At 51.1% G+C, this 19,996-nt stretch carries 15 protein-coding genes; 7 read left to right on the top strand and 8 right to left on the bottom strand.

The window, feature by feature from the left end; translation table 11 throughout:
- The first annotated feature begins 14 nt into the window (after positions 1 to 14).
- Positions 15 to 290 carry a barstar family protein gene (locus N5923_RS04630; RefSeq protein ID WP_267142797.1) on the top strand — a complete coding sequence of 92 codons (276 nt, stop codon included), beginning with the start codon at positions 15 to 17 and terminating at the stop codon, positions 288 to 290.
- Between the two features lie 81 nt (positions 291 to 371).
- Here N5923_RS04630 and yhcN (N5923_RS04625) read toward each other — a convergent pair whose 3' ends face one another.
- The 4 genes from yhcN (N5923_RS04625) to argR form a co-directional block, all read right to left on the bottom strand.
- Positions 372 to 635, bottom strand: a complete 264-nt coding sequence (gene yhcN / locus N5923_RS04625) for a peroxide/acid stress response protein YhcN (protein WP_267142796.1) — start codon at positions 633 to 635, stop codon at positions 372 to 374.
- A gap of 103 nt (positions 636 to 738) precedes the next feature.
- Complete coding sequence (gene yhcN / locus N5923_RS04620) at positions 739 to 1,008, bottom strand: peroxide/acid stress response protein YhcN (RefSeq protein WP_267142795.1); 270 nt, start codon at positions 1,006 to 1,008, stop codon at positions 739 to 741.
- A gap of 103 nt (positions 1,009 to 1,111) precedes the next feature.
- Positions 1,112 to 1,375, bottom strand: a complete 264-nt coding sequence (yhcN, locus tag N5923_RS04615) for a peroxide/acid stress response protein YhcN (protein ID WP_267142794.1) — start codon at positions 1,373 to 1,375, stop codon at positions 1,112 to 1,114.
- A 424-nt stretch (positions 1,376 to 1,799) separates the two neighbouring features.
- Complete coding sequence (gene argR, locus N5923_RS04610) at positions 1,800 to 2,270, bottom strand: transcriptional regulator ArgR (RefSeq protein WP_017801485.1); 471 nt, start codon at positions 2,268 to 2,270, stop codon at positions 1,800 to 1,802.
- 446 nt (positions 2,271 to 2,716) lie between these two features.
- Between argR and mdh the strand changes: the two genes are divergently transcribed.
- Complete coding sequence (gene mdh / locus N5923_RS04605) at positions 2,717 to 3,652, top strand: malate dehydrogenase (protein ID WP_267142793.1); 936 nt, start codon at positions 2,717 to 2,719, stop codon at positions 3,650 to 3,652.
- Between the two features lie 41 nt (positions 3,653 to 3,693).
- Here the strand turns inward: mdh and degS are convergent, their stop codons facing one another.
- The 3 genes from degS to zapG form a co-directional block, all read right to left on the bottom strand.
- Entirely contained in the window at positions 3,694 to 4,755 is a 1,062-nt protein-coding gene (degS, locus tag N5923_RS04600) for an outer membrane-stress sensor serine endopeptidase DegS (RefSeq protein WP_267142792.1), read from the bottom strand.
- Between the two features lie 95 nt (positions 4,756 to 4,850).
- Positions 4,851 to 6,218: a serine endoprotease DegQ gene (gene degQ / locus N5923_RS04595; RefSeq protein ID WP_267142791.1), complete on the bottom strand. Its 1,368-nt coding sequence runs from the start codon at positions 6,216 to 6,218 to the stop codon at positions 4,851 to 4,853.
- 131 nt (positions 6,219 to 6,349) lie between these two features.
- Positions 6,350 to 6,751, bottom strand: coding sequence for a Z-ring associated protein ZapG (gene zapG / locus N5923_RS04590; protein ID WP_267142790.1), 402 nt, complete (start codon positions 6,749 to 6,751; stop codon positions 6,350 to 6,352).
- A gap of 178 nt (positions 6,752 to 6,929) precedes the next feature.
- Between zapG and zapE the strand changes: the two genes are divergently transcribed.
- The 5 genes from zapE to sspB all read left to right on the top strand — a co-directional run bounded on the left by zapE (position 6,930) and on the right by sspB (position 10,600).
- Positions 6,930 to 8,060: a cell division protein ZapE gene (gene zapE / locus N5923_RS04585; RefSeq protein WP_267142789.1), complete on the top strand. Its 1,131-nt coding sequence runs from the start codon at positions 6,930 to 6,932 to the stop codon at positions 8,058 to 8,060.
- A 244-nt stretch (positions 8,061 to 8,304) separates the two neighbouring features.
- Positions 8,305 to 8,733, top strand: a complete 429-nt coding sequence (rplM, locus tag N5923_RS04580) for a 50S ribosomal protein L13 (RefSeq protein WP_017801479.1) — start codon at positions 8,305 to 8,307, stop codon at positions 8,731 to 8,733.
- Between the two features lie 15 nt (positions 8,734 to 8,748).
- Complete coding sequence (gene rpsI / locus N5923_RS04575) at positions 8,749 to 9,141, top strand: 30S ribosomal protein S9 (protein ID WP_017801478.1); 393 nt, start codon at positions 8,749 to 8,751, stop codon at positions 9,139 to 9,141.
- A 318-nt stretch (positions 9,142 to 9,459) separates the two neighbouring features.
- Positions 9,460 to 10,101 carry a stringent starvation protein SspA gene (gene sspA / locus N5923_RS04570; RefSeq protein WP_017801477.1) on the top strand — a complete coding sequence of 214 codons (642 nt, stop codon included), beginning with the start codon at positions 9,460 to 9,462 and terminating at the stop codon, positions 10,099 to 10,101.
- Positions 10,102 to 10,105: 4 nt separating this feature from the next.
- A complete protein-coding gene (gene sspB / locus N5923_RS04565) occupies positions 10,106 to 10,600 on the top strand; it encodes a ClpXP protease specificity-enhancing factor (protein WP_267142788.1) in 495 nt (164 codons plus the stop codon).
- Positions 10,601 to 10,626: 26 nt separating this feature from the next.
- Here the strand turns inward: sspB and N5923_RS04560 are convergent, their stop codons facing one another.
- Positions 10,627 to 19,947 carry a hypothetical protein gene (locus N5923_RS04560; protein WP_267142787.1) on the bottom strand — a complete coding sequence of 3,107 codons (9,321 nt, stop codon included), beginning with the start codon at positions 19,945 to 19,947 and terminating at the stop codon, positions 10,627 to 10,629.
- Positions 19,948 to 19,996: the final 49 nt, after the last annotated feature.

Genomic DNA, 19,996 nt, shown 5'->3' with positions numbered 1-19,996 from the left:
GCGGAGCGGTCGGCATGAAAAAAGAGAGCTTTGATTTTAACGAGATCGTCGATCAGGCCCATTTTTATCGTCAATTTAGTGAGCGTTTCGCGCTGGCCGATCGCCTGATTATTGATCTGGATTCGCTATGGGATGCGGTGACGCTGTCTCTGTTACCGTTACCGGTCGAGATTGAGTTTATTAATCTGGGATCGGGTCAGAAGCGACGTTATGGCGCGCTGATCCTGTTGTTTGACGAAGCTGAAGAGGAGCTGGAGGGACAGCTCCGCTTCAACGTTCGGCAGGGATAACAGAATGGCTGAATTGCAGTGGCAAAAAGGGCCCCGGCGAACGGGGCCAAAAGGTTCGTAGATCAGCAGATCGACGAGGAATTACTTATACAGTTCGGCGGTGGCGTGCCAGCTGTCGCCAGTACGCGCTTCAATCACCCGGTAAGCGCTGGCGCCTTGCGCATCGGCTTTCTGTGACAGCGCCTGGCGCATATCAATCGGCGCGCCGCCGGTACCACTCACGCTAATCGTTCCCGCAGACTGCAGATTGCCTGCCTGTTGCGTGGTGATCAGTTCAGCAGCCGAAGCGCCAAAAGTGATCAGTGACAGCAGACTCAATGTTGCGATGGTTGTTTTGATTTTCATAGGTTCCTCTCCTCATTGTGATCAACAACCTGCGGGTTAAACATCATGACCAGGTCGTCGATGTCACGGACGGACGTGACGGTATTACGTCCGTAGCGGTGAATTATTTATAGATTTCAGCGGTAGCGTGATAGTTGCCGTTGTTATACGCCTCGATCACACGGTATGAGCTGGCGCCCTGCTGGTTAGCTTTCGCTGACAACGCTTCACGGATGGTCATTGGTGAGCTATCCAGGCCGCTTACCGAGATGGTGCCGATTGATTGCAGGTTGCCATTGCTGGCTTGCTGACTGGTGACCAGGTCAGCCGCGCTGGCGCCGAAAGAGAGAACAGAAGCCAGACCTAAAGCAGCGATAGCGATTGTGGTTTTCATGATATTTACTCCGGAAATTTGTTTTTCAGGGCAACCGAAAGGATTGAAACGCCATTTTTATTCTTGGGGTCGCCGTCGTGGTTAAGAGGTTTACTGCAACAACTTATTTATAGACTTCAGCAGTGGCGTGCCAGTTGCCGTTTTCGTAGGCTTCAATCACGCGGTAGGCTTTTGCGCCTTTCTGGTCAGCTTTTTCTACCAGCGCCTGTTTCATATCCATCGGCGAACCGGCGATGCCGCTGACACTGATCACACCCGCAGGCTGCAGATTTTGCGCCTGTTCTGCATTAATGGATTCAGCTGCAAAAGCGCCAAATGACAGAGCAGAAAGGATGCTAAAGGTAGCGATAGTAGTTTTAATGTTCATGTTCATTTCCTCGTCGTCTATTTTTATCTTTTTATTTACTGTGATTCTCATCACGGAAATAAGTATAGATCTAATCACGTAGGAAATTAATACTCTGCTAATAATGTTTTGTTGGGACACTTCGCAAAGAAAGGACTTTTTAATAACCATAAGTTATAAAAAACGCTTATAGTTTGCGCTTGTCATGTTAATGTCATGTAAAAACAGTCACATAAGTGACTTTAGCTATTCGTGCGTAACTTTGCAGTTGATCACGCTACAGCAGCAGCGCAGGCAGGGTAAAAGAGTGAGATTGTCGTCTTAAGCCAGTGATTTATGCGCTGTGGCGGGCTTTGCGGGCGATAAATAACAAACAGCCGACGATGTCGGCTCTAAGTAAAGGTGATGATAACGCGGGGTAAGCGGCAAGTTACAGACGGGCTATTTATAGTTCCTGTTCGAATAACATCAGGATTGCGTCGTAAAGCTGCTTAACCGTAAAGGCACGTGCAGGCGTAATAAAGATGGTGTCATCACCGGCAATGGTTCCGAGAATCCCTTCGGCTTTACCCAGTGAATCCAGCAGACGTGCAATCAGCTGTGCAGCGCCCGGGCTGGTATGGATCACTACCAGCGCATCATTGTAGTCGATATCCAGCACCAGGTTTTTCAGCGGGCTGGTGGTGGTGGGTACGCCAAGTTCGGCAGGCAGGCAGTAAACCATCTCCATTTTCGCATTGCGGGTACGCACCGCACCGAATTTGGTCAGCATACGCGAGACTTTGGACTGGTTAATATTGTCGAAACCCTCATCCTGCAGCGCCAGAACAATCTCGCCTTGAGAGCTAAATTTTTCTTCTTTCAGTAAGGCTTTAAAGGCCTTAATCAAATCGTCTTGTTTTGATGGGTTACGCATACGCTACCGATATAAAAGAGGAAATAACAGGAAGCCCAACTGCGGGCGATAAATTATTATGCATTTAAATGAATGGTTATGCAAATGGACTTTAACGGTAAATGGGCGTGATTTTCACTGCGGGCGCGCATTTTAACAAACTTTTCTCATGATGAGAAATGTGAAGCAACGCATAGTATTAACGTGTGAAGTGAACAGAATGTTATAAAATTGATAGTGTTCTGATTACCATCGGCGGCATGCCTGCGCAGGATTTGCTATCTTCAGGTTGTACGAACTGACTTCTGTTCTCTGTCCGGGCGCTCTGATCTGGCTTTTTTTAACTAAGTTAAGCGTGACAGCACGTAAAATGATGTCAACATCCTCGTCATTCGCCTGTGGGTTGGTTATTCTCGCAACCAGATGGATTCACGGCACTTTTTGCTCACAATAATAAGGAGTTTAGGATGAAAGTTGCAGTTCTCGGTGCAGCTGGCGGTATTGGCCAGGCTCTCGCACTTCTGCTTAAAACCCAGCTTCCGGCAGGTTCAGAACTTTCCCTGTACGACATCGCTCCGGTCACCCCTGGTGTGGCCGTTGATTTAAGTCATATCCCTACGGCAGTGAAAATCAAAGGTTTCAGCGGAGAAGACGCGACTCCAGCGCTGAAGGGCGCGGATGTGGTGCTGATCTCTGCGGGTGTGGCACGTAAACCGGGTATGGATCGCTCCGACCTGTTTAATGTTAACGCCGGTATCGTGCGTAATCTGATTGAACAGGTTGCCAGCACCAGCCCGAAAGCGCTGATTGGTATCATCACTAACCCGGTCAACACCACCGTGGCGATTGCTGCTGAAGTGCTGAAAAAAGCCGGTGTGTACGACAAAAATAAACTGTTCGGTGTCACCACGCTGGATATTATCCGCGCCAATACCTTTGTGGCTGAGCTGAAAGGCAAGCAGCCGGAAGATCTGAATGTGCCGGTGGTCGGTGGTCACTCAGGCGTGACTATTCTGCCACTGCTGTCACAGATCCCTGGCGTCAGCTTCAGCGAGCAGGAAGCAGCGGATCTGACTAAACGTATCCAGAACGCCGGTACCGAAGTGGTGGAGGCCAAAGCCGGTGGCGGTTCCGCGACTCTCTCAATGGGGCAGGCGGCGGCACGTTTCGGTCTCTCTCTGGTACGCGCACTGAAGGGTGAAAGCAACGTAGTGGAGTGTGCCTATGTTGAGGGTGACGGTGAACATGCCCGTTTCTTCTCACAGCCGCTGCTGCTGGGTAAAAACGGTATTCAGGAACGTCAGTCAATCGGTGCGCTGAGTGCCTTTGAACAGCAATCGCTGAATGGCATGCTGGATACGCTGAAGCAGGATATTAAGCTGGGCGAAGAGTTTGTTAAATAAGCCCGCGTAATAATCCAGGGGCGGCGTTTTCGCCGCCCTTTTTAATTCTGTTGCGGATATTCGAGGATGGTAACCGGCAATGTCAGCTTCTGATCATTGCGGATCACCTGTACATCAATCACTGAACCCGGGCGAATCTCCGCCACCTGATCCATCGTCTCCTGAGCAGAAACCGCCGCTCTGCCATTTACGCTGGTAATCACATCGTTAATTTCGATGCCCGCTTTAGCCGCCGGGCCGCCTGGCGCCACTTCACTGACTACAATGCCCTGAATACGGTCAATACCCGCTCCCTGACCATGCAGCGGTGGCACTTCACGTCCGGTAATGCCGATATAGCCACGAATCACGCGACCGTCACGAATCAGCTTATCCATGATTTTGCTGGCCAGCGCGGTAGGAATGGCAAAACCAATACCTTCCGGCGTTTCGCCATCGTTGCTTTTATCAAAGGAGAGGGTGTTGATGCCCATCAGCTCGCCCAGCGAGTTGATCAGCGCGCCGCCGGAGTTGCCATGGTTAATGGAAGCGTCGGTCTGCAGGAAGTTCTGACGGCCGGAAGGGCTAAGACCAACACGCCCGGTGGCGCTGATAATCCCCTGAGTCACGGTCTGGCCGAGGTTATACGGGTTGCCAATCGCCATCACGATATCGCCAACATGGGCGATGCGTTTCGGATTGATGGCGATCACCGGCAGGTTGGAGGCGGTAATTTTTAACACCGCAAGGTCGGTCAGACTGTCGGAACCGACCAGCATTGCTTCAAAAAAGCGCCCATCCTGCAAGGCGACAATAATCTGGTCAGCATTATTGATCACATGCCGGTTGGTCAGGATATAGCCTTTTGCGTTCATAATGACGCCGGAACCGAGCGTGGTGACGCCACCATTTTGCGCACCATTGCTGGCGCCACGATTGTAGACGTTGACCACGGCGGGCACCGCGCGGCGCACGCCCCGGTTATAACTCACGGGCGTCTCATCGGCGCTGTCATCCTGCGCAGAAATCAGATTACTGCTAAGCCTTAGCGCTGGCATCGCTGCTAATAAAATACCCGCAACGATCAGGCCAAGGATCACCGAACGCAAAAGTTTAGGAAACATGGTGTTAAGTTAGCCAGGAAAGAACGGAAGGAAGAATAACATGAGTTACGCGGACACACACGGGGTTGTGTGTCCGCGTCGTACTAACAATAACCTTAACGCAGCAGCAGATAGATGCTTTCGCCGGCGCGCACCACATTCAGCGCTACCAGCGGCGGCTTCGCTTCCAGTGCTTTACGCAGTTCAGCAAGGTTGTGAATCGGGTTACGGTTGATGCCGATGATCACATCATCTTTATGCAATCCGATCTGCTCAGCAGGCGTTGATTTGGCGACCGCATCGACTTTCACTCCTTTAGTGCCATCTTTCAGCTGGCCGTCACTGAGCGTGGCGCCCTGCAGAGCCGGTGACAGCTGCGCGGCGCTGGCGGTGCTCTGCGCGCTGTTTTCCAGCTTAACCGTCACGGCGACCGGCTTACCGTCGCGCAGCAGGCCAATTTTCACCTCTTTACCCGGCGCGGTGGTGCCAATCTTCACGCGCAGCTCAGCAAAGCTGGTGATCGGCTTATCATCTATGGAGACAATAATATCGCCCGCTTTAATCCCGGCGGTAGCCGCCGCTGATTTCGGCAGCACTTCACTGACAAAGGCGCCGCGCTGGGCATCCACATTAAAAGCTTTGGCCATTTCAGCGGTCATTTCGGTGCCTTTAATCCCTAACTGGCCCCGTTTCACTTCGCCAAATTCAATCAGTTGCTGCGCCAGATTCATCGCCATATTGGCCGGAATTGCGAAGCCGATACCAATATTGCCGCCGCTTGACGCCAGAATCGCGGTATTAATCCCAATCAGCTCACCATTAAGATTGACCAGTGCGCCGCCGGAGTTACCGCGGTTAATAGCGGCATCGGTCTGAATAAAGTTCTCCAGCCCTTCCAGGTTCAGGCCGCTGCGGCCCAGCGCCGAGATAATCCCGGAGGTGGCGGTTTGTCCCAGACCAAACGGGTTACCAATCGCCACGGCAAAATCACCGACTTTCAGCTGGTCGGAGTCGGCGATTTTCACCTGCGTCAGATTTTTTGCGCCGCTAATCTGAATCAGAGCAATGTCGGTCTGCTCGTCATGGCCGATCAGTTTGGCGTCATATTCGTTACCATCACTCAGCTGCACGCTGATTTTATCTGCGCCATTCACCACATGATTGTTGGTGAGCACATAGCCTTTCTCCGCATTGATAATCACCCCGGAGCCAAGACCTTCAAACGGCTGCGGTTGACTTTCACCCCCTCCCTCCTGGCCGAAGAAGCGCTTCAGTGGCTCGGGAATATCCTGAGTCTGCACCTGGGTGCCTTCTACATGCACGCTGACCACCGCTGGCAACACTTTTTCCAGCATTGGCGCCAGACTCGGCAGCGATTGTCCCTGAATTTGCGCCGGCAGCGCCGCCATGGCTTGCGGTGCAACAGTTAAATTCAGGCCAATACTGAGGGCTAATGCGCTAAACAGTAATGATTTTTTCTTCATCGTTACGACGCTCTCGCTGCAAAAAAATGGGAGTTAAAAGAGTGTGAGGACTGCAAATTGTGACAGATGATTCGGTAAAGGGTTCGGCGTTTTCACGCTAAAAGGGGCGCAAAGCGCCCCGGAAAAATCAATTAGTCGCGTTTGGCGCGTTCGCCACGCAACAGGCCAGATGCGCCGTCGGAGTAATCACGCGGCATCTGCACCGGCACCTGATCGTTATCTGCTTCTGCTTCCGTTAACTGATAAGCAAACGGGTTTTTCTCACCCGGCAGATTTGGCAACAGGTCGTTCGAACCTTTCGCCATATGCTGATAAAGTTGACGATAATCGCGCGCCATATTATCGAGTAACTCGGCACTCTGCGCGAAGTGATTGGTCAGTTCATCACGGTAGTCGGCCAGCTCAGCCTTGGTTTTTTCCAGCTCATACTGCATGCTACGCTGCTCACGCAATTTCTTGTTACCAAAACGCATTGCCACCGCGCCGATAAAAACACCAACCACTAAACCAATAAGCGCGTATTCCCAGGTCATATCATGACTCCCATGTTGTCTTCGTTGTTCCGTAGGGCCTTTCAACTTAATAATAGCCACTATACCCGCTAATCTATTCGAAGTGGAATCCTGCGGCTGCATCGCTTAGTGTAGAACGGCCTTTTTTTCGCCAGTCAACGGCGGGACAGACCTCTTTTTCAGGGAATGTAATCGAACCATGCAAACAACTTCTCCTCTCGCGCTCTATCAGCAGGCGCTGAACAATGGCGAATACCAGGCCGATGATGTCCAGCGCGCCGCCATTACCCGTTTAGACGCGATGCAGCAGGCTTTAAGCGCCACACCAGCGTTGACGCCAGAGTCAGGTAAAGGGCTATTTGGCAAGCTTAGCAGGTTGATGGGCAAGGAGAAAAACAGCCGAATTGAGCCGGTGCGCGGCCTGTATATGTGGGGTGGTGTCGGTCGCGGTAAGACCTGGCTGATGGATATGTTTTTTCGGGCTATTCCTGGCGATCGCAAACTTCGTCTGCATTTTCACCGCTTTATGTTGCGGGTGCATCAGGAGCTGACCGAACTGCAAGGGCAATCAGATCCGCTGGAGATTATCGCCGACCGCTTTAAGGCGCAGACCGATATTCTCTGCTTTGATGAGTTTTTTGTTTCCGATATTACCGATGCGATGCTGCTGGGGACGCTAATGGAAGCGCTGTTCGCCCGCGGCATCTCGCTGGTGGCGACCTCCAACATTCCGCCGGACGATCTGTATCGCAATGGTCTGCAACGCGCGCGTTTTATGCCAGCAATTGAATTGATTAAGCGTCATTGTGATATCATGAACGTGGATGCCGGTATTGATTACCGTCTGCGTACCCTGACCTCCGCACATTTGTGGATGCAGCCGCTCAATCAACAGACCGATCACGAGATGGATCGGATGTTTGTTGCGCTGGCCGGACAGGCGCGCGACGAGGAGAAACCGGTACTGGAGGTCAATCATCGCGCTCTGCCGACGTTAGGTATGGCCGAAGGGGTGGTGGCGCTGGATTTCCACACCTTGTGTGGCGAAGCTCGCAGCCAGCACGACTACATCGAACTGTCGCGTCGTTTTCACAGCGTGCTGCTGTTTAATGTGCCGGTGATGATCAACCGCACCGAAGATCAGGCTCGCCGTTTTCTGGCGCTGGTAGATGAGTTCTACGAGCGCCACGTCAAGCTGGTGGTAGCGGCGGAAACGTCGCTGTTTGAGATTTATCAGGGTGAACGGCTGAAGTTTGAGTACCAGCGCTGTTTGTCGCGTTTGCAGGAGATGCAGAGCGAAGAATACCTGCGGCTTGACCATTTACCCTGAGCGGGTGAAAAAACCTTCCGGGGTCGTGGATTTAATCGTAAAAAAGGGTCGCGCTTTGTGTGCGACTTCTCTATAATCTTGCGACCCCACGTTACAGCAAAGGTTTTTTTCCCAAAACTTTTGTGTTCCGGTAACGCTATCCGAAGGGGTGGCTTGCTGGTCAAGATGGTCGTGTGAGCCTCAACCGTTTATTCAAGCGTTTGGGATTTCACCAACGTGTAACTTAATTTGGGTAAGCTTTCAGATGAAAACTTTTACAGCTAAACCAGAAACCGTAAAACGTGACTGGTACGTTGTCGACGCAACGGGCAAAACTTTAGGTCGCCTGGCGACTGAACTGGCTTCGCGCCTGCGCGGTAAGCACAAAGCGGAATATACTCCGCACGTCGATACTGGTGATTACATCATCGTTCTGAACGCTGAGAAAGTTGCTGTAACCGGCAACAAGCGTACTGACAAGATTTATTACCATCACACCGGTCACATCGGTGGTATCAAGCAAGCGACCTTCGAAGAGATGATTGCTCGCCGTCCTGAGCGTGTGATTGAAATCGCGGTTAAAGGCATGTTGCCAAAGGGCCCGCTGGGTCGTGCTATGTACCGTAAACTGAAAGTTTACGCGGGCAACGAGCACACCCATGCGGCACAGCAACCGCAAGTTCTGGACATTTAATCGGGATTATAGGCAATGGCTGAGAATCAAAACTACGGCACTGGTCGCCGCAAAAGCTCTTCCGCTCGCGTCTTTATTAAGCCGGGTAGCGGTAACATCGTTATCAACCAGCGTTCTCTGGAACAGTACTTCGGTCGTGAAACTGCCCGCATGGTAGTTCGTCAGCCGCTGGAACTGGTCGACATGGTTGGTAAATTTGATCTGTACATCACTGTTAAAGGTGGTGGTATCTCTGGTCAGGCTGGTGCGATCCGTCACGGTATCACACGCGCTCTGATGGAGTATGACGAGTCACTGCGTGGCGAACTGCGTAAAGCAGGCTTCGTTACTCGTGATGCGCGTCAGGTTGAACGTAAGAAAGTCGGCCTGCGTAAAGCACGTCGTCGTCCACAGTTCTCCAAACGTTAATTCGCGCTGTTTACAGAGCAAATTATCGAAAACCCGGTGCCTTGCACCGGGTTTTTTTATGGGCTGACGCCAGATAAATGACCAAATCTCGACGCTCACTAGCATTTTCCCGCCAAATCTACAACACTGCCCCCACAACCTGCCTAAAATCTGGTAAACTGTCTGTCACTTTGCGCCCGTAAGCCGGGTGGTTACAGCTGCTGATCTTCTGCGGATGCCGGATTGGCGTAACTTCAGGCCGGGCGGTTGTATTAAGCAGGTTAGTCGCCTCGTGGTTGGCTATTCGCAGTAATTTTCTCGATAAACTTGGAGGTTTTCATGGCTGTCGCTGCCAACAAACGTTCGGTAATGACGCTGTTTTCTGGTCCGACTGACATCTTTAGCCATCAGGTACGTATCGTACTGGCTGAGAAAGGTGTCAGTGTAGAGATCGAGCAGATTGAAACGGATAATCTGCCGCAGGATCTGATTGACCTCAACCCATATCGCACCGTGCCAACTCTGGTGGACCGCGAGCTGACGCTGTATGAATCTCGTATCATCATGGAATACCTTGATGAGCGTTTTCCGCATCCGCCATTAATGCCGGTTTACCCGGTGGCGCGCGGCGAGAGCCGTCTGATGATGCACCGTGTGGAGCAGGACTGGTACAGCCTGATGCGTAAAGTTGAAAACGGCAATGCGCAGGAAGCTGACGCAGCACGTAAACAACTGCGTGAAGAGCTGCTGGCCATCGCGCCGCTGTTCGCCCGCACCCCATTCTTTATGAGCGAAGAATTTAGCCTGGTGGATTGCTATCTGGCGCCGCTGCTGTGGCGTTTACCGCAGATGGGTATTGAGCTGATCGGTACCGGCTCGAAAGAGCTGAAAGGCTACATGACGCGTGTGTTTGAGCGTGATTCCTTCCTGGCTTCCCTGACGGAACCAGAACGTGAAATGCGCCTGCAAACGCGGGGCTGATAGTATGGAAATGTCGCAACTAACCGCACGTCGTCCTTATCTGCTACGAGCATTTTACGAGTGGCTGCTGGATAACCAGTTGACGCCGCATTTAGTCGTAGACATCAATCTGCCTGGCGTAATGGTGCCGCTGGAGTATGCGCGTGATGGACAGATCGTTCTGAATATCGCACCGCGTGCCGTCGGTAACCTTGAGCTGGGCAATGATGAAGTCAGCTTTAATGCTCGCTTCGGTGGCGTACCGCGTCAGGTATCGGTACCGCTGAATGCGGTGCTGGCTATTTATGCGCGTGAGAACGGCGCAGGCACCATGTTTGAGCCTGAGCCAGCGTATGAAGAGGGCGGCGAAAACAGCTTTATGGCTGAGCAGGATGAACCGGAAACCGTGATGTCGGTAATTGATGGTGACCGTCCTGATGATGCCAGCGATGACGATAATAACCCTGATGATGATCCGCCTCCGCGCGGTGGTCGTCCGGCGCTTCGCGTCGTCAAATAAGAAACGGGCCCTGGCGGCCCGTTTTTTTATACCCCTACCAGATAGATTGACTGCTGATTGTTGCCTTCTGCGGCGCTGTCCGCCGTGTGCAGGAACAGAAACCAGGCTTGCGAAACATCTTCTGTGGCGCGCGCAGGATACTGTTCGATAAAGCGGTCGCAGAGCAGAGCGAACAGCATTTCCACATCAGTCATAATCAGTCGCGTCACCAGCAGGTCGCTGTTGAATAGCTGGCGAAAAAATTGTGCATTACCCGGCTTATTCAGCCGTTCGGTGGCGCTTTCCTGCAGGAACGCAGTAGTATCCGCCGCGCGGTAAAAGTCATCTTCTTCCTGGCTCCAGCTGGCACTTTCCTGCTGGATAACCCGTTGAATGCTGAGCTGTAAACGCGTCAAAAAAGCAGGCCCGGAAAACTCCGCCAGCGCCCAGGCGCTGGAGAGCCTGAGTTTCGCCCAGGCGACAAACGCCTGGGCGGTGCGTGGGTGAGCATTAATCCCCGCCAGACGCGTAGCGGCTTCCTGCTGGTCGGCTGGTTGCGGCATTGTCAGCAAGAGATCTTCCTGCTGTTCTGCACTGAGTTGCCAGGCTGGCGCTATTCCTTCCGCCTGACTGGACATCGGATCGCCTTTGCCGGCGGAGAGGATCAGGCGCACCGGCCAGTGATAGTGTTGCGGGATAAGGGGGAAATCCTGCGCGGACAGCTTCGGTCGCAGCAGAGTGATTTGTTCAGCCTGATGCGGGGTTTGCCAGTAGCAGGTGGCGGCATGGCAAATCTCTCGCCACTGCTCTGCACGCTGCGACATTTCCACGGCACGCCACTGGGCGCCGGATAAGTATAACAATCGGTTCAGTAGCCGGTAATCCTGCGGCAACGCGCTTGTCAGGGTATGCAGCTGGTCCAGTGCTGCTTGCCAGCCATGACGCGCCGCGGTGGAACCGCCACTGACGCGTATACAGGGCCAGGCGTGCTGAAAAATATCGGCAGTCACATGCAGCTGCAGCTCGTAATAGCTGAATAAATAGTCCTCAGCGAAACACTGCCGCTGCAGCAGTCCCTCCGGATCCGAGACGGAAAGTTGATGCGGAGGTTGTTGTTGAATAAATCTAATCGCCGCCTCTACCTGTGCCGTAAGATTCAGATTCTGTTTAATCCACGGTCGTAACGCGTCGGACATTGTCTGCAGAACAATCTCTGATTCCAGCTGATTCAGCAGCTTCTTCAGCAGCGCTATTTTCGCCCGCACCAGAATGAGCGCCTGCTGACGTTCACTGGTGTCATAAAGGTTAAACCCGCGCCAGTCAAATGGCCGCGATAACAACGCGCTGAGTGAAGTGCTTACCTCCTGCAGCGCGAGGCTGGCTTTTATCTCACGATCCAGGTCTCTGCCCAATGTCCGAAGATGCAATCTGATATCAAACAGTTCGTGCAGGGCTTCCTGGTTTTCGCTGCAACGGAAAGGGATGGCGCTCATGATGCCGCTGGCGTCAGTTATCGCCGTCTGCCGGTTGCTTTGGCTGGCAGACAATTGCGTCACCAGGCGTTGCCGCTCATCGGCATCGAACAATGCCCGGTAATCAGAGCTATTTTGCTGAGCGAGCAGCGTGATGAGGGTGGCGTTAAATTGCTGTTCATTGGTCGCCGTGCTCTCCTGTGGCCAGTGGCTGGGAAGCGTGGGGGAGAATTGTAGTCTGCCATCCGCATCCAGCATGCGATAACTGATGCGCTGAAAGTTATTCTCACTAAAGATAAACACCATGGAGCCATCGCTACGTTGCAGTACCTGCGCGGCTGGCGCCATAGTGCTGATCTTACTGGCATCTTCCCCCCACTGCAGATAGGCGACCGGAGAAAAAATGCCCTGTTCGATTAATGTGCTGGCGGCGAGCGCGGAGATCAATTGCCAGCCTGGTTGCGGCATAGCAATCCACTTGCCTTCCTGCGCCAGCGCAACCTGATGGGTATCGAGGGAAAAAGCCTGATCCGGTGAAACCTGGTGACTGGATGCTGAAAAATCAATGCGATAACCACCATCGGGTAAATCAGCCAGCGTTACCGGTATAACTTGCTGCGGCACGCCGGGATTAAAATAGCTCCCACCATCGCCTGTGATATACACATCCGCTAATGCGTTGTGGCGGACAGCGTCCGCAGGCAGCGGGCGTGCAGCGGACATCGCTTGTTGCAGCTGCCACGCCAGTGGAATGGCGTAATCAAAAAAATGCGCACTGGAGAGGGTTGCGTTACGCAACGCCTGCACGCTCTGTTGTAACCAGTCAAACAGGGTTAATACTGGCCAGATAGTGGCGCTGGCGGCGTCATCCGGCAATTGATATAAGATATCGCGGTTTGCGGCAAGACTGGCGAAGAGTGTGCGTTTCTCTCCCGTTATCCAGCCCAGGTAACAGAAGCCACTGATCGGGTCCCACCAGAAACCGCAGAAACCGTTTTCGGGCAGACTGGCTAAGGTCGTTGCGCCCTGTGCCGGAATAAGCGCCCTTAATTGCATCGTCAGTGTCGGCCAGATGGTGCTGGCTCCCAGCACGCGGGTGATAGCCTGGTTAAAGTGCGTGACCGTTGTCAGATTGCCCGGCTGACTCTGTTTCTGCTGCATCCAGCTGTCCAGTTCAGGATGCGTCGCTATCTGCGTCATACGTTCCGTCTGTTGCTGGATAAATTGGTAATCATCCTGCTGCTGCTGGTCAAAGAAAAACAGATGCTGGCTCAGCCAGTGGCCCAGTGCCGCTTTCCGGGCGCTAAAGGTGATTTCATCGCGGGCGCGATTCAGCAAGTTTAACTGCGTTTCGATTGCTGACTGTAACCATCTGAACAATGACGCTGCGGGATCGGTAATCGGTGCGCCACCGGCCTGAGGATCTGTGGTTAGGGTTAATCGGGTGGGTTCCGTAAAGTTATGCGGCGTTTCCTTTATACCAAAGCAAAGGAGGGTCAACTCACTATCTGTTGGCGACTGCGGCAGCTGGCGGAATATCAGCGGCAGGTATTGGGGATCGGCCAGTGGCAGTAATAACCCACGCTGGTTATCGCGCGCGAAGGCGAGGCCGGCGACTTTAGCGGTCTGTGCAGGATCTGGCTGCACCAGATACCAGCGAGCTTGCAGCGTCCCTTGTTGCAAAAATTGCGAAAGACGCAGCTTATCGTCGAGCGAAAGTTGCTGTAGCGCGATATGCAGCAAATCCCGCTGATTTTGCAGCGCGTTTTCCACCAGTGTATGCAGCTGGCTCTCCTGTGCAGGCGATAATGCGTCAAAGGCGAGATGAGTAATAAAAAGCGCCAGCAGCTGGTTAGCATCGAGGCAGGCGAGAATACGCTTATGCATTTCCGCCGCGGTTTTCATATGGGGTGCCATGGTCCGCAGCGCATCCTGTGACACCTCACGTTGATCCGATGCGCGACACCCACAAAGCAGCGCGGTTTGCTGGATGGCGGTATCCTGCAGGGAAAGCAGACCAGCATCATGCTGGGCGGCCCAGCTCAGGGTCAGTAATTCTTCGGCAGAGGCGGCTTTTACCTTCAGCTGGAGAGCAATAATCGCGCCGAGGCTAAGCCATTGCGAAGCAAGATCCTGCAGAGGCGCTTCCGCCAGCAGTGGCTCAATATGTCTGAGATAGATCGAGAAAGAGAGCAGATGCCGCAGTGTGGCGGTGATATAGCGCCGCAGCGCCTGCGTAGCATCCGCATCAATATTTGTCAGTCGGGCTGAAAATTGCCGGTAAATATGGGCAACCTGCTCATCAATAAAGCTTTGCTGCCACAACATCGATAAGGTGAATGATGGTGCTGCGAGCTTATTTTGCAAATGATGCAAGATAAACGGGTATAACGTTGGCGCCGCTGGTGTGGTCATCTGCAATATATCGCTTAATAACTTCAGTATGGGATAGTTGTCCGGCGTGTTCACCTGCGGCAGATAGTGACTTAACAGCCGCTGCTGATAATCGACAATATCTCCCTGTGCATCTATCACGCTGTTTATCAGCACCATGGCGTCACGCTGCACCGTACGCTGCGTCAAAGGGCGAACATCCAGCACATCACTCTGTAAGCGCTGATGAAAAGGCAGAGCCGCGTCACGCCGAAAGGCATTCTGTAACATATTCAACTGTTGCTGATATAACCTGCGGTTATTGAGATGAAGGGTCGGATAGCTGACGGGCAATATCACGCTCTCTTCCAGCGTCGGACTGTCTAATGGCGTAAGTGGCCACGAGGACGACGCGCCGTGCGGCTGGCGCTTGGGACGTTGCTGTACATCGGAGGTAAAGTCGTTAGCCAGAAAGGTAAACCAGTCGCCATGCTCTAACAGATAAATCTGGCAAAAAAACATGCCAGAATGCCGGGTACAGCCGCTTTCCAGTGCTGTTTTGACATCATCGATAAATAACGGGTTAACCACTCCCTGAGTGACAATTGCCATTGAATCGCCTGTCGTGGATTGTCGCTGTTGCCAGGATTGGCGTAATTTCTTCGCCGCATGGGTTAATACCGGCGCGATATTTTCATAGCGCATCTCCGGGAACAGATAGCTCTGCAATGCGGCCAGCCAGGCGGCCAGCGCCGCTTTTGCATCCCACTGTTCCACGCGAAAATCCGCCAGCGCTTTCGCACTGTATTCAATGCGGGCAAATGACTGATAGATATCGCTAATATTTTTTGCCAGCAGCAGCCAGTTATGGGTGAAATCGGCAGGTGAAGGAAGTATGGCGGCAGGGTAAAGCTGCTGATAGTATTCCGCACGGCTCAGAAAGGTGTCAATATTCGGGCTGAACAGCGTGATATTGGCGGGGTTACTGTCGGTAATCTGTTTACAGTAATGGCAAAATTGATTGATGACGGTGGCATGAAATTTCTGTTGCGCCGCAGAGCGGTAAGCGCCATAGAGGGTAAAACTTTTCATCTCATAGGAGAGGTGCTGTTGGATGAGATCCAGATAATATTGTCTGTCCTCCGGATTTTCGTTCATGTCCCACAACAGTGAGGCGATATCCTCTTTCATCAGAAAATACTGAATCATAAACAGATAATTTAATTCAATCCCCTGAATATTACTCTCCAGCACCGTCTTAATTGTCTGAATGGATTGATTTACCAGGATGTTCTGGTCTTCCTGCATAATAAACGGTGGGTTAATGCAGGGATCGCAGGGGGGAGTGATATAATCTGACAGGTAGTCAATTATCTTATCTTCACTAAGATCAATATCATTTTTATAATAATCTTGCTGTGCCAGTACGGTGTCGATATAAAACCGCACAGCAACTGTCATCGAAATAAAGCTGAACATCGTTACCTGGTTGTAATTACCAGCGATAATCCATCCCGCGTTTTCTGCGCTGGCAATCACTACTTCGGGCGAAGGATCACGCAATGCGGTGAAAAAAAGTTGCTGGTACAGCGTGGTGTTTGTCCGACGCAAATCAAAAATATCAAAAACAATATTATCGGTGGGGTGTTCACCAGAGTAGCACATTGAATTATTATGTTTCGGAGAAAGCTGACTGTAACTCTGATTATCAGTTAACAACGCTAACTGTGGATTACCCCACGGAACAGACTCCATGCTCTCTTTTGTGCGGATATAGGCCTTTTTTAACTCTTTTTTTACGATATTAATACCCCAGGTGATACTTGCGGACAATAGATTACCGCCAGGTTTGAGTGACAGGACAGGAAAAGCGACAAAAACCGGGATGGAAGCGATATTACCCATCGACAGATGAATTTCACTGCGCAGTTGCGCTATTTCATCATCAAGTTTTTCCAGTTTATTTTTTACCTGTTCTATTTCTGCCGCCAGGCGGTCAGCATAGCCTGAGGAGGAGGGCTGAGTAAGGGATTCAGTGATTTTCTTATCCAGCAGGGTTAGCTCACTTTTTTTTACCCAGCGTGTAGTATAGGATTTTTTTAGCGCATTTAGCAGTGAGTTGAGTGTTTTTTTGACACCATACCCCCCATAGAAATCAGCAGCGCAGATAGCGGCCCGGAACAGGGGGATCGCGACAGAAGGTGGTGTGTCATCCTCTCTTGAAATAAGGTAATCGCGAAGAAATTCATAACAACTATAGTACGGAAGCCACTCAATTAATTGTTTTGCCTTACCTTTAGCGGCTTCCTTCTCTACACTGGAAGGCTTATGGTGTTTTTCCTTCATATGATTCAACAGTTTTCTTCGGTTCGCTACGACCTCCTCTTTTAATGCATTCAGGGGAGAGATATCTTTATCTCCGAGGCGTCTTTCACGATAAGATAAACTTATCTCCTCGGGGTGTCTGGCCGCCGCGCAAATTTTATTTTTATAATAGTGATAATGCTCAACGATAAAATCATCAACTCTGTCCCAGCGATTAAGTTTAGTGCTGGGATCCTTAATATCATCGCAAGGGTCAAAAAAAGGCCTTTCATCCATAAAGATATAATTCTCATTAAGAATTGAATTATCAAGATGGTAAATATATTCTTTTTCATCAATCGGCAATCGCCTGACCGGAAATTGCCTGAAATGCACGCGGCTGGATTCAATATTAATAATGTAGAAGCGTTTCTCTTTAGTTTTTATATTATAGCCAAAAAATATTTTGCCAATTTCGTGGTACGGTCGATTATGATAGGAAAGGTGTTTGCTGACGCTGGGTTTTGTTCTTAATAAGCTTGGCATAAACATATTACGTAATGTTTTAAAACGCTTAACTTTAACATCTATGGCGTAAATTTGTGTATCAGTCTGGTTAAGAAAAAGTGCCTCATCTTCTGCCATAATGTTAAATGCATTATCGACAATATCGCGATACAGGTTACAATGCTCATTAACCATTTCCTCGTATGCCTGATCAAATTGTTGGTATAGCTCCTGCCGTTTAGGATGTTTTTTTAAATCAAATGTTTTTTGATTGCCGGGAACGTAATAGCGCAATTCTTCAGGTGTTTTTCGTGGCAGGTAATGGTATAACTCTGCAAAACCATCCTCCATATTGCGGATGATTTCGCCAAAACTTTTGCATCCGGCTATAATGCGGATCTCCTTATCAATACGCCCCTGCGTTTTGATTCTGAATAAAAGAGTGTCAAAATCCTGTGGCGCGTGAATATCAATATCAGGATAGGCATTCTGAATAATGTCATCAAAGGTGACAGACTGCAGAGCTTCAAGTTTAGTATCTTGCTGATGATAGTAATGCATTCTTTCGTTATAATCTTTATAGACCTCCTCAAGGTATGCTCTCTCGCTGGTGAAATTATAGCCTGCATAGCTGATTAAACGAGCGCCCACAAAGGCTTCAGCCCGCCCCTCGGTGAGGGCGGTTGAAAACTCCATGTTGCTAACATATTGGTTATCAATAAATTTCTTAACAATATAGAGCAGTAAGTAATAACTTTCCTTAGAGCAGAAATTGTCACCCCCTTTGCCGTTTCTTTCCAGCATAAGCAAGTCAGTGACCACAAAAGATAACAGGAAATCTGATATCTTTTGCATATCTGACTGACTGTAAATACCCAGGTCGGCATATTTCTTGGCGCAATGTAATCGCAGAAGATCAAGTATTTCACTGACGGTTTTATTTTTTTTGTTTTTGATTAACGGTTGCCATAGCTTATTGGCTTTACGTTTCAGAGCGGCTATGATACTGCTGGTGTTTATCAGGTCACGCTGATCGCCAGGAGTAAAAAGCAATGACAATATAGTGAGCAAGTAAGTATTCATTTCATTGCGATTGGTGATTTTGAAACTGGTGATATTCTCTTTTTCCAGCAATTTTTTGGCGAGCGTGGAATTAACGTTGCCATTATAATCGAAGAGCTTATCAAATAACTCCACCGCCAGAGATACACCCGTTTTATTTGACTGGATAAGTTGCCTGATATTATTGGTGGCGCTCAAACAGATATTGCTGGTGGTTTGCAATAAATTAAGCTCAGATGCCGATGGTTTCAGGGCGCGTGGCAGGTTATGGCGCATATACATCGCACCCGCTATCAGCGTCAGCCCGGTTGCCGCCAGCGCTATATGTGTCCGGCTATGCCACCAGTGGTGCGGTACTGCAGCCCCAGCCAGTACCGCTACGGGGAGAAGAAAAGGGGTGGACGCCCCATCTGACGAAGAGCTGGCCTGCGCGCTGCCAGCGTTTTCTGCTGCCGCCGCAGCGCTATTGGCGGGCATCCCAGGTACCACACTCCTGCCGCCTGTGGGGCAGATTGCCAGCTGCCCGGATAAAATTTGTTGCGCCATCCGCTGGCAGGCACGATAAAAATCGCTGCTGTCAGGATTATCGGTTGCCTGGCGTTTTGCTCGGTTTATCAGCACTTCTTTTGGCAGACAACGGATCACCGCGCGGTCTAACGCTTTGCTGGCTTTGTCCTCGTCAAACTCTTTGCGGTAAGTTTGCTGGTACCATTTTTTTAGCTGTTCCTGCTGTTGTTGTCGCTCATACTTGCGCTGAAAGTCCTGACTGGTTGCGGACAGCCTGTAGAGGCCCTCGATAATCCTGATGCCGTGAGTGAAGATATTTGCCGGTGGCAGCGTGAGCTCTAACCCGCCGACAAGACGCAGCATGCAATATATCCCCAGGATCAGTGTAACTCCGCTGACCACGATGTCGCTGATGCCTGTCTCACTGCATAACTGCATCAGGGGCGCAATCACACCAGCATGAAGTTCGATCAGCAAGGCAGGTTGCGCAATATCATGGTACGCGCAGATGGCCAGCCCGCTGGAGAGCAGTGCGTACAGGGTCTTCAGCAGACTTTCAGGCAGTGAAACCTGATGTCCTTGCAGCCAGACCAGCAACAGTTCCGGCAGGCAGGACAGCACCGCAGCGGTGGATGTCGCACCGGCGGCAATATAAATGAGTTTATTAATCAATTGCAGTCCGGCCATCAGACTCGCCTGGCAGACAATCTCTTTCCCCCGGCCGCTACAGATTAAGACGGCGGCCAGCAATTTACTGAGGTCGGGGTGGATCACATTTAACAGGCCGTAAGCAAAGCTGGTCTGGCTGAAAATATGAAGCTGATAATGGATGGCATCCCTGACTTGTGAGGCCAGACTGGTTAATGATGGCCACTGCCGCTGAGCCGGTACCATCCATGGCTGGTCAGCCAGGGCATCGAAGAACTGCTCGTGCTCACACTCGCCGGGAATAGCCGATTCGACGTGCGGATTCAGTGGTTGCGGGCAGGTTGCCACGGGCCGCCGGTGTTGGTCATCACCCGGCGGAGGCAGTGAGATATTGCGAATATTTGCGACAGGTAGCGAACACAAATCAGTACGCTTTGCCTTAATCGGCGTCGCTACCCTTGCGGTGACGACAACAGTGGCGATGTCAGTTTTCATATAGTCACTCAGGCTCCTTGAGTAAAAAGATATCCATAGGGGGTACGTA

This window comes from Winslowiella arboricola, assembly GCF_025527015.1.
In the GTDB taxonomy this organism is placed as follows: domain Bacteria; phylum Pseudomonadota; class Gammaproteobacteria; order Enterobacterales; family Enterobacteriaceae; genus Erwinia; species Erwinia arboricola.
The sequence above is the reverse complement of the archived record's forward strand: the minus strand, read 5'-3'. Positions and strand labels throughout refer to the sequence as shown.

What these genes read in the sequence shown, in the direction of transcription:
- yhcN (WP_267142796.1), bottom strand. Translation starts at nt 635, where the DNA reads ATGAAAATCAAAACAACCATCGCAACATTGAGTCTGCTGTCACTGATC.
- rpsI (WP_017801478.1), top strand. Translation starts at nt 8,749, where the DNA reads ATGGCTGAGAATCAAAACTACGGCACTGGTCGCCGCAAAAGCTCTTCC.
- yhcN (WP_267142794.1), bottom strand. Translation starts at nt 1,375, where the DNA reads ATGAACATTAAAACTACTATCGCTACCTTTAGCATCCTTTCTGCTCTG.
- zapE (WP_267142789.1), top strand. Translation starts at nt 6,930, where the DNA reads ATGCAAACAACTTCTCCTCTCGCGCTCTATCAGCAGGCGCTGAACAAT.
- yhcN (WP_267142795.1), bottom strand. Translation starts at nt 1,008, where the DNA reads ATGAAAACCACAATCGCTATCGCTGCTTTAGGTCTGGCTTCTGTTCTC.
- rplM (WP_017801479.1), top strand. Translation starts at nt 8,305, where the DNA reads ATGAAAACTTTTACAGCTAAACCAGAAACCGTAAAACGTGACTGGTAC.
- zapG (WP_267142790.1), bottom strand. Translation starts at nt 6,751, where the DNA reads ATGACCTGGGAATACGCGCTTATTGGTTTAGTGGTTGGTGTTTTTATC.
- N5923_RS04630 (WP_267142797.1), top strand. Translation starts at nt 15, where the DNA reads ATGAAAAAAGAGAGCTTTGATTTTAACGAGATCGTCGATCAGGCCCAT.
- sspA (WP_017801477.1), top strand. Translation starts at nt 9,460, where the DNA reads ATGGCTGTCGCTGCCAACAAACGTTCGGTAATGACGCTGTTTTCTGGT.
- degS (WP_267142792.1), bottom strand. Translation starts at nt 4,755, where the DNA reads ATGTTTCCTAAACTTTTGCGTTCGGTGATCCTTGGCCTGATCGTTGCG.
- mdh (WP_267142793.1), top strand. Translation starts at nt 2,717, where the DNA reads ATGAAAGTTGCAGTTCTCGGTGCAGCTGGCGGTATTGGCCAGGCTCTC.
- sspB (WP_267142788.1), top strand. Translation starts at nt 10,106, where the DNA reads ATGGAAATGTCGCAACTAACCGCACGTCGTCCTTATCTGCTACGAGCA.
- N5923_RS04560 (WP_267142787.1), bottom strand. Translation starts at nt 19,947, where the DNA reads ATGAAAACTGACATCGCCACTGTTGTCGTCACCGCAAGGGTAGCGACG.
- degQ (WP_267142791.1), bottom strand. Translation starts at nt 6,218, where the DNA reads ATGAAGAAAAAATCATTACTGTTTAGCGCATTAGCCCTCAGTATTGGC.
- argR (WP_017801485.1), bottom strand. Translation starts at nt 2,270, where the DNA reads ATGCGTAACCCATCAAAACAAGACGATTTGATTAAGGCCTTTAAAGCC.